The following is a 7,496-nucleotide window of genomic DNA, read 5'->3' on the forward strand; positions in this document are numbered from 1 at the left end:
TTTCGTTCGCCTTTTAGGCTCCGAACCCGACCTAATCAACCTTGCGGGGGTGGGACTACGAACTAATTTTGAAAAAAATTAGTTCTGTCCCACTCCCTTCTTATCTTTTCCACCATTTGTCAACCATTTTTGGGGGCCTCTAAAAACTCATACTTATTGTCGCCTTATTTCAAATAAGTAGGTATTCCTATTTGGTAGTGCGGACATGAGCAGCCTCCTTCGGAGTCTCATCACTAGCTTTTGAGCCAAGGTCTCAAAAGCTCCGCCATCTAGCAGTTGTTTCCAACTGCTGATGGTTCCACTACAGTAGAAATACCTGCTTTTCTTTATTTTCACTCCCTAAGTTTTATGAGGGCACCTCTAAAAATTTATTCACTCTAATACTTCCTCATAATAAAGCAAAAAGACTTGCAATCAAAACTTTTCCTTATCCCTTTCATCCCAAGGTTTCTACTCCTTCACCAACAAGCCCACTACTTCCACATGATGGGTCTGTGGGAACAGATCCACCGGTTGGACTTGTTTGAGCTTATAACCTAGTTCTCCATAGTGTTTGACATCACGCGCCATGGTGGCAGAGTTGCAGGAGATGTAGACGATGCGGTCGGGTTGGACTTGGGCGCTGCTTTGGATAAAGCTTGGGGTGAGGCCTTTGCGGGGTGGGTCGACGAAGATGACGGTTGGGCGGATGCCTTGGTCGAGCCAGTTCTGCATGGCGCTTTCAGCTTGGTCACAGACGTAGGTGACGTTGGTGATACCGTTGGTTTGGGCATTCTTTTGGCTGTCCTCGACGGCTTTGGGAATGACTTCAACGCCGTAGATGTGGTCGACTTGCTTGGCCAGGGAGAGGCCGATGGTGCCGATGCCGGAGTAGGCGTCGATGGCAATGTCGACTGGCTGGAGGTCGGCCATGTCCATGGCTACTTGGTAGAGTTTTTCAGCCATAGGGGTGTTGACTTGGTAGAAGGATTGGGCGGAGATTTCAAAATTGTTGCCCAGCATCTGGTCAGTGATAGTTTCCTTGCCGTAGAGAAGGCGGAATTCCTGGCCGAGGATGGCATTGGTTTTCTGGTCATTGATGTTCTGAATGACCGACACCAGATTCGGAAATTCCGTGGTCAGTTGTTCAATCAGCTGCTCCACGCGAAAGATCTTAGGACGGGTGGTAACCAGTACCAACATCATTTCTCCTGTGTAGTGGGCACGGCGGACCAGGATATTGCGGATCAGACCGGTGCCTTCCTTTTCATCATAGGGCTTCAAGTCCAGGCGGCGTAAGAGATTGCGGGTCGCCAGAATCAGTGCGTCAATTTCTTTTTCTTGAATGTAAAAATCTTCAATGGGGATCAAGTCATGAGAGTGTTTTCTGAAAAAACCGCTTTCCAGTTGTCCCTGGACCCGGCGAATGGGCACGGCAGCCTTATTGCGGTAGGCTAGGGGAGCGTCAGCTGCCAGGGTTGGCGCTACGTTCAGACTGTCGATGCCCGCAATTTTTTTGAGGTTCTGCTGCACCTGCTTTTGCTTGAACAAGAGCTGCTGGTCATAATTCAGATGGCCCAGGTCGGCGATGCCAGTCCGCAGATAGGTGACATTGGTGGCCTGGTTACGATGGGGCGAAACTTTTAGCCAGTCTTGAACCTTGCCATAACCGATTTTTTTCGTGACCTTGAGGATCCGCATTTGAATGACCTCGCCAGGGAGGGCATTGTCGACAAAAAAGACACGTCCGTCGACCTTGGCAATCCCTTGCCCTTCATGGCTGAGGTCAACAATTTCTACTTCAACAATTTGATTTTTTTCCAAGTTTCTCTCCTATTAATAAAGTGGAGCCTAAGGCTCCACTTTATGATTCAGCAATTAAGGTTTCCAAACCAACCTTCATCATGTCGGTGAAGGTGTTTTGACGTTCTTCTGCAGTAGTATCTTCTTCAGGGTTCACGAGGCTATCTGAGATGGTCATGATTCCCAAAGCTTCAACATTGTGTTGGGCAGCTAGGTAATAGAGGGCGGCCGCTTCCATTTCGACTGCTTTGACGCCAAGTTTTCCGAGCTCTAGGTTCTCCTTGAAGAACTTGGAGTAGAAGACATCTGAAGAAAGGACACTACCAACGTGGGTGGTCAAGCCCATGTCTTTGGCAATATGGTAGGCCTTATCAAGTAGGTCAAAACTGGCAATTTGTGGGAAATCATACATCGGCCAGTCATTGCGGATGATGTTGGAGTTGGTTGCAGCTGCCTGGGCCAAGACTAATTCCCGGACATGAACATCGCCAGACAAGGAACCAGCGGTCCCCACACGGATTAATTTTTTGACCCCGTAGTCCACGATCAGCTCACGGGCATAGATGGAAATCGACGGCATCCCCATACCAGTTCCCATAACACTCACACGGTGACCCTTGTAGGTTCCGGTATAGCCAAACATGTTGCGGACTTGGTTAAACAAAACCGCATCTTCTAAAAAGTTCTCGGCAATAAATTTCGCACGGAGGGGATCTCCGGGGAGTAAAATTTTATCAGCAATTTCGCCGACTTTGGCTTCAATATGAATTGACATTCGTTCTCCTTATCGTAAATCTGAGAGAAGCAATCCGGCTGGATTCATCCGCCAAACTGCAAATCTCCTGATTCTTTTTATGTGGTTTAAAGTTCAGCTAGGACAGCCTTGACAAAGTTCTTGAAGTTTTCCTTGATGCCTTGGGTCACTTCTACCACTTCCTCATGGTTGAGTTCTTCTTGGAAGCCCGCTGCAAAATTGGTAATGGCTGAAATTCCCAAAACCTTCAAACCAGAATGCGCTGCGACAATCACTTCCGGAACGGTCGACATACCGACTGCACTGGCTCCCATGGTTTTAAAGGCACGGATTTCAGCAGGTGTTTCATAGCTAGGACCGGTTACGCCCAGGTAAACACCCTCTTGCAGTTCTAACTCCAATTCTGCAGCGACCTTGCGCGCCCGCGTCCGGTAAGCGCTTGTGTAGGCATCGGACATATCTGGGAAGCGGGGACCAAACTCATCGAGGTTTTCACCAATCAATGGGTGTTGGCCAGTCAGATTGATGTGATCCGAAATCAGCATCAAGGAACCTGGGCCAAATTCAATTCCTCCAGCAGCATTGGTCACAATAATCCCAGTCGCACCAAGAGCCTTCATGACCCGAACCGGGAAGGTCACAACTTCCATGGGATTACCTTCGTAAAAATGGAAGCGTCCTTGGAGGGCCAAGACTTTCCGTCCAGCCAAGTCTCCATAAACCAGCTTACCAGCATGGCCAACAACGGTCGACTGTCCCCAGTTAGGAATGTCTGCATAGTCCACGACAATTGCGTTTTCGACTTCTTCGGCTAATTCTCCCAAGCCTGAACCCAAAATCAAGCCAAATTCAGGCGCTGAAATTCCCTTGTCCTGTAGAAAAGCAGCTGTCTCTTTAATCTTATCCATCAATGTCATTCCGTGACTCTCCTTATTTTAATTGATCCAAAAAACTAGATCCAATCATAGATGGCTTCACGCCAAAGTTATCTGCGATTGTCGCTGCCACATCGGCAAAGTTGCCAATCTCGATGTGACCGCTCCCTGCTAGGCTCTTGCTGAAAAGCAGGAGGGGTACATATTCACGGGTATGGTCGGTTCCAACAAAGGTCGGATCGTTACCGTGGTCGGCTGTAATCATCAAGAGATCTTTCTCACCCATGTTGGCGATAATCTCAGGGATACGAGCGTCGAACTCTTGCAAGGAATCCCGGTAACCTTCTGGATCCCGGCGATGCCCAAAGAGAGCATCGAAATCCACCAAATTGGTAAAGGATAGTCCCTTGGTAAATTCAGGGTTTTTCAGGGTTTCAACCAACTGATCAACCCCATGCTCATTGGACTGATTATGGCCCACATCGTGAGAAATTCCGGAACCATTGAAAATATCATTGATTTTTCCAACCGCATAAGTCGGAACGCCAGCTTCCTTCAAGTTATCCAATACAGTTGCGGAGAAAGGAGAAACAGCGTAGTCATGGCGATTGGCTGTCCGGGTGAAATGGCCTGGCTCCCCCACATAGGGACGGGCAATAATCCGACCCAAGAGGGTTGGCCGATCCAGGGTGATAGACCGCGCATATTCACAAATCCGGTAAAGTTCTTCTAATGGAATGATGTCTTCATGAGCGGCAATCTGCAAGACCGGATCGGCAGAGGTGTAGACAATCAAGTCCCCTGTCTCCATCTGGCGAGGACCGAAGTCATCAATAACAGCTGTTCCTGAATAAGGCTTGTTGGCCTCACGGATAATCTTCCGACCTGAAAATTCTTCAATTTTTTGCAGCAGGTCTTCTGGGAAACCATCCCAGAAGGTGTCAAAAGGCTCTGTAATGTGTAAGCCCATCAATTCCCAGTGACCCGTCATGGTGTCTTTTCCAAGCGATTGCTCTTCCAACTTGGTTACATAACCGGTTGGATTCTCAACACTAGCGACTGTTTTTAAAGGTTCAGGGCGCTGAATATTCCCCAAGCCCATTTTTTCCATTTCAGGCACCTCAAGTCCAACTGTCTCTGAGATATGCCCAAGGGTATCTGAGCCCGTATCCGGTTCTCCTGCATTAAAGAAATTAGCGGCATCTGGTGCCTCACCAATTCCTACAGAATCCATGACAACCACATGAATACGATCAAATTTTGACATTATTTTACTCCTATTCTGCATTCAATTCTTTGATGCCAGCTTGTCCAGCGACAATCACACGTTGAACCATCTGGTTAAAGAGGCCATGTTCAACCACGCCAACCATCAGGTCCAATTCCTGGGCTAGGGCCAAGGGATCTGGAATCTCTTCTAGCTGCAGATCAATGATATAGTTCTGCATATCCGTCTTGAAATACTGGTCCCCATCCATCCGGAAGCTCGGTTTATAGCCCGCCCGCTCAAAGCGCCGGAAAACCTGTTGTGCCCCATATTGAACCACTTCAACGGGCAGTGGGAAGGCTCCCAGACAGTTGACCAATTTGGATTCATCGACAACCCAAATATATTCCTTGGTCGGCAGGGCCACGACTTTTTCCATCAAAAGGGCACCGCCGCCGCCCTTGATACCATTAAGGTCTGGATCCACTTCGTCTGCTCCATCGACAGTCACATCTACCTGGTCCACTTCATCAATGGACTTGAGGGGAATTCCCAGTCCCCTAGCCTGATCAGCTGTTCGATGTGAGGTGGTCACTCCCACAATCTCCAGTCCTTCTTCTTGGACACGGCGTCCCAACTCTTGGACAAAATAATAGGCAGTTGACCCTGTCCCAAGACCAACAACCATGCCGTTTTGCACATATCCAGCTGCGTGAATACCCGCTTGCTCCTTTAATTTTTCCATGGCAATACCTCACACTTCAGTTAGTGCTATTATACCAAAAATTCACGGGCTTTGGTAAGCTGAGTCGGCAAAAGTAGAAATCGCTTCCAGTTGGTTAGGTTCATGGTGGAAAATATTATGACTAGACGTACCCGTCGTCATTTTAGTGACGATTTCAAACAACAAATCGTAGACCTTCATAAAGCCGGCAAGAAACGGAGTGAAATTATCAAACAATACGATCTAACTCCCTCGACATTTGATAAATGGGTTAGAGAAGAGAAAAAAACTGGTTCTTTTAAATCAATTGACAACCTTTCCGATGAATAGAGAGAATTGATGAGACTGAGAAAAGAAAATCGTCAATTAAAATAGGAATTGCTTTTTTTGCACTCTGAATTACAAAAAAAGTTGCATGGATCGCAAGCTTTCCACACAACTTATTATAGAACCGAAAAAGCCTACTGTACACCTCGAAAAGGTTGATACAATAGGCTTATATACTCTTTAAGTTTATATTTTATTACTGCGTTAGCTCGTTTTGCCCTACCTCTTTGAAACTTTCTTCGAAAGTTTTATCAGCAGTATCGAAAGCTCTCTACAACTTGCTGTATTGTGCTAAAAATAAACTAAAAGATAGTTGAAACGATTCTGCTAGCAGAATCGGATAAAACAGTCTATCCCCAGACTGGATAAAACAGTCTATCCCCAGACTGGATAAAACAGTCTATCCCCAGACTGGATAAAACAGTCTATCCCCAGACTGTTTTATTTAACTGCGTCTTTAAGGGCTTTACCTGCTTTGAAAGCTGGAACTTTAGAAGCAGCGATTGTGATTTCTTTACCAGTTTGTGGGTTACGACCTTTGCGGGCTGCACGTTCACGAACTTCAAAGTTACCAAAACCGATCAATTGTACTTTTTCACCGTTGGCAAGGTAGTCAGTTACTGCTGCAAAAACTGCGTCAACTGCAACTGCTGCATCTTTCTTTGTTAATTCTGTTGCTTCTGCAACCTTAGCAATCAAGTCTTGTTTGTTAGCCATTCGTAAGAATCCTCCATTAATTTTCTAACAGTACATATCATAACTCAAAAAAATGAGAAAAGCAAGTAAAAAAAGCGTTTCGCTAGCCCTTGCTTTTAGATTTTAAGCCAGCTTTAAGCGTAATGAATTAGAACAGCCCAGGCATCTTCTCCGGTATGGGTTTGGATGATCGAACCGGTCTCCAAGACGGAAATCGGCGCTTCTAAAAATGGTTGGAGTTGACCTTTTAGCTCTTCCGCAAAATCCGGTTTACCCGCATAAGAAATCCCAATTGCAGCGATTTCTCGGCCTTCCAGTCCAGCCTTAAATTCATCTAGCCATTTTTTAAAGGTTTTAGCACCGCGGCCTTTAGCGATTGGGCGTAATTCATGGTCCACCATTTCCATGACAACACGGATGTTTAAGAGCGATGAAATCAAACCGGATACTCGACCAATCCGTCCCCCCTTAACCAGATTTTCCAAGGTGGACACGCCAATATAGAGTTCCGTATTTTCCCGTACACGATCGATTTCAGCCAAAATGTCTTCTAAAGAAGCTCCTTCACGCGCCAAGCGGGCAGCCGCAAGGACCTGGAATTTCTGCGCTTGGTCCGTAAAGGAAGAGTCAACGACCTCAACCTTGGCTCCGGATAAACTGGCACCTTGGCGGGCTGCTTCAACGGTTCCAGACAAGGCGTGGGACATGTGGATGGATAGAATCTGATCGTAGTCCTTGGCCAGTTTGCCATAGACTTCAGCAAAGACACCGACTGGTGGCTGACTGGTTTTGGGCAAATTCTTGCTCGTTTTCATCAGGTTCAAGAACTCCCCCTCCTTCAAATCCGCATCTGAATAGAGAATCCCATCAACCATCACGGATAGCGGGATCACTTGAATCCCATACTCTTGAACCAATTCATCTTCAATAGTGACCGATGAATCCGTTACTACAGCAATTTTTGTCATACATACCTACTTCTTAACAATCATTTTGTCCTATTATAACAGATTTAAGGCCCAAACCTCAATGTTTTTGCAAGAGCTCCCGAGCCTCCCGAGTTTATCAGTTTAAAAAAGACAAAGGATAGCTAACCCCTTGTGTACCAAGGAGTTTGGCCATCCTTTTTGA

7 protein-coding genes and 1 pseudogene are annotated in these 7,496 nt (G+C 46.5%); 1 reads left to right on the forward strand and 7 read right to left on the reverse strand.

Going from position 1 to position 7,496, the window contains the following annotated elements:
* Window positions 1-450 precede the first annotated feature (450 nt).
* The 5 genes from rlmD to rpiA form a co-directional block, all read right to left on the reverse strand.
* Entirely contained in the window at window positions 451-1,803 is a 1,353-nt protein-coding gene (gene rlmD, locus N4310_RS06600) for a 23S rRNA (uracil(1939)-C(5))-methyltransferase RlmD (protein WP_262092555.1), read from the reverse strand.
* Between the two features lie 40 nt (window positions 1,804-1,843).
* Window positions 1,844-2,557 (reverse strand): purine-nucleoside phosphorylase, encoded by a 714-nt coding sequence (deoD, locus tag N4310_RS06605; RefSeq protein WP_160333397.1) that lies wholly within the window; start codon window positions 2,555-2,557, stop codon window positions 1,844-1,846.
* Window positions 2,558-2,643: 86 nt separating this feature from the next.
* The gene (locus N4310_RS06610; RefSeq protein WP_262092557.1) at window positions 2,644-3,453 is read right to left on the reverse strand and encodes a purine-nucleoside phosphorylase; all 810 of its coding nucleotides are present in this window, start codon (window positions 3,451-3,453) and stop codon (window positions 2,644-2,646) included.
* A 13-nt stretch (window positions 3,454-3,466) separates the two neighbouring features.
* Window positions 3,467-4,678 carry a phosphopentomutase gene (locus N4310_RS06615; RefSeq protein ID WP_262092558.1) on the reverse strand — a complete coding sequence of 404 codons (1,212 nt, stop codon included), beginning with the start codon at window positions 4,676-4,678 and terminating at the stop codon, window positions 3,467-3,469.
* A 10-nt stretch (window positions 4,679-4,688) separates the two neighbouring features.
* Entirely contained in the window at window positions 4,689-5,363 is a 675-nt protein-coding gene (rpiA, locus tag N4310_RS06620; protein ID WP_262092559.1) for a ribose-5-phosphate isomerase RpiA, read from the reverse strand.
* Between the two features lie 117 nt (window positions 5,364-5,480).
* Here rpiA and N4310_RS06625 point away from each other — a divergent pair.
* Window positions 5,481-5,669: pseudogene (locus N4310_RS06625) on the forward strand (transposase); the annotation flags it as partial.
* A 441-nt stretch (window positions 5,670-6,110) separates the two neighbouring features.
* On the opposite strand, the gene N4310_RS06630 reads toward N4310_RS06625, so the two are convergent.
* Window positions 6,111-6,386 carry an HU family DNA-binding protein gene (locus N4310_RS06630; RefSeq protein WP_160332488.1) on the reverse strand — a complete coding sequence of 92 codons (276 nt, stop codon included), beginning with the start codon at window positions 6,384-6,386 and terminating at the stop codon, window positions 6,111-6,113.
* A 113-nt stretch (window positions 6,387-6,499) separates the two neighbouring features.
* On the reverse strand, window positions 6,500-7,333 hold the full coding sequence (locus tag N4310_RS06635; RefSeq protein WP_262092560.1) for a DegV family protein: 834 nt from the start codon (window positions 7,331-7,333) through the stop codon (window positions 6,500-6,502).
* Window positions 7,334-7,496 lie beyond the last annotated feature (163 nt).

It is taken from the genome of Streptococcus danieliae, from assembly GCF_025447695.1.
In the GTDB taxonomy this organism is placed as follows: domain Bacteria; phylum Bacillota; class Bacilli; order Lactobacillales; family Streptococcaceae; genus Streptococcus; species Streptococcus danieliae.

Excerpts from the sequence above, each read along its gene's own strand:
- deoD (WP_160333397.1), bottom strand. The coding sequence starts at position 2,557 with ATGTCAATTCATATTGAAGCCAAAGTCGGCGAAATTGCTGATAAAATT.
- N4310_RS06610 (WP_262092557.1), bottom strand. The coding sequence starts at position 3,453 with ATGACATTGATGGATAAGATTAAAGAGACAGCTGCTTTTCTACAGGAC.
- N4310_RS06615 (WP_262092558.1), bottom strand. The coding sequence starts at position 4,678 with ATGTCAAAATTTGATCGTATTCATGTGGTTGTCATGGATTCTGTAGGA.
- rpiA (WP_262092559.1), bottom strand. The coding sequence starts at position 5,363 with ATGGAAAAATTAAAGGAGCAAGCGGGTATTCACGCAGCTGGATATGTG.
- N4310_RS06630 (WP_160332488.1), bottom strand. The coding sequence starts at position 6,386 with ATGGCTAACAAACAAGACTTGATTGCTAAGGTTGCAGAAGCAACAGAA.
- N4310_RS06635 (WP_262092560.1), bottom strand. The coding sequence starts at position 7,333 with ATGACAAAAATTGCTGTAGTAACGGATTCATCGGTCACTATTGAAGAT.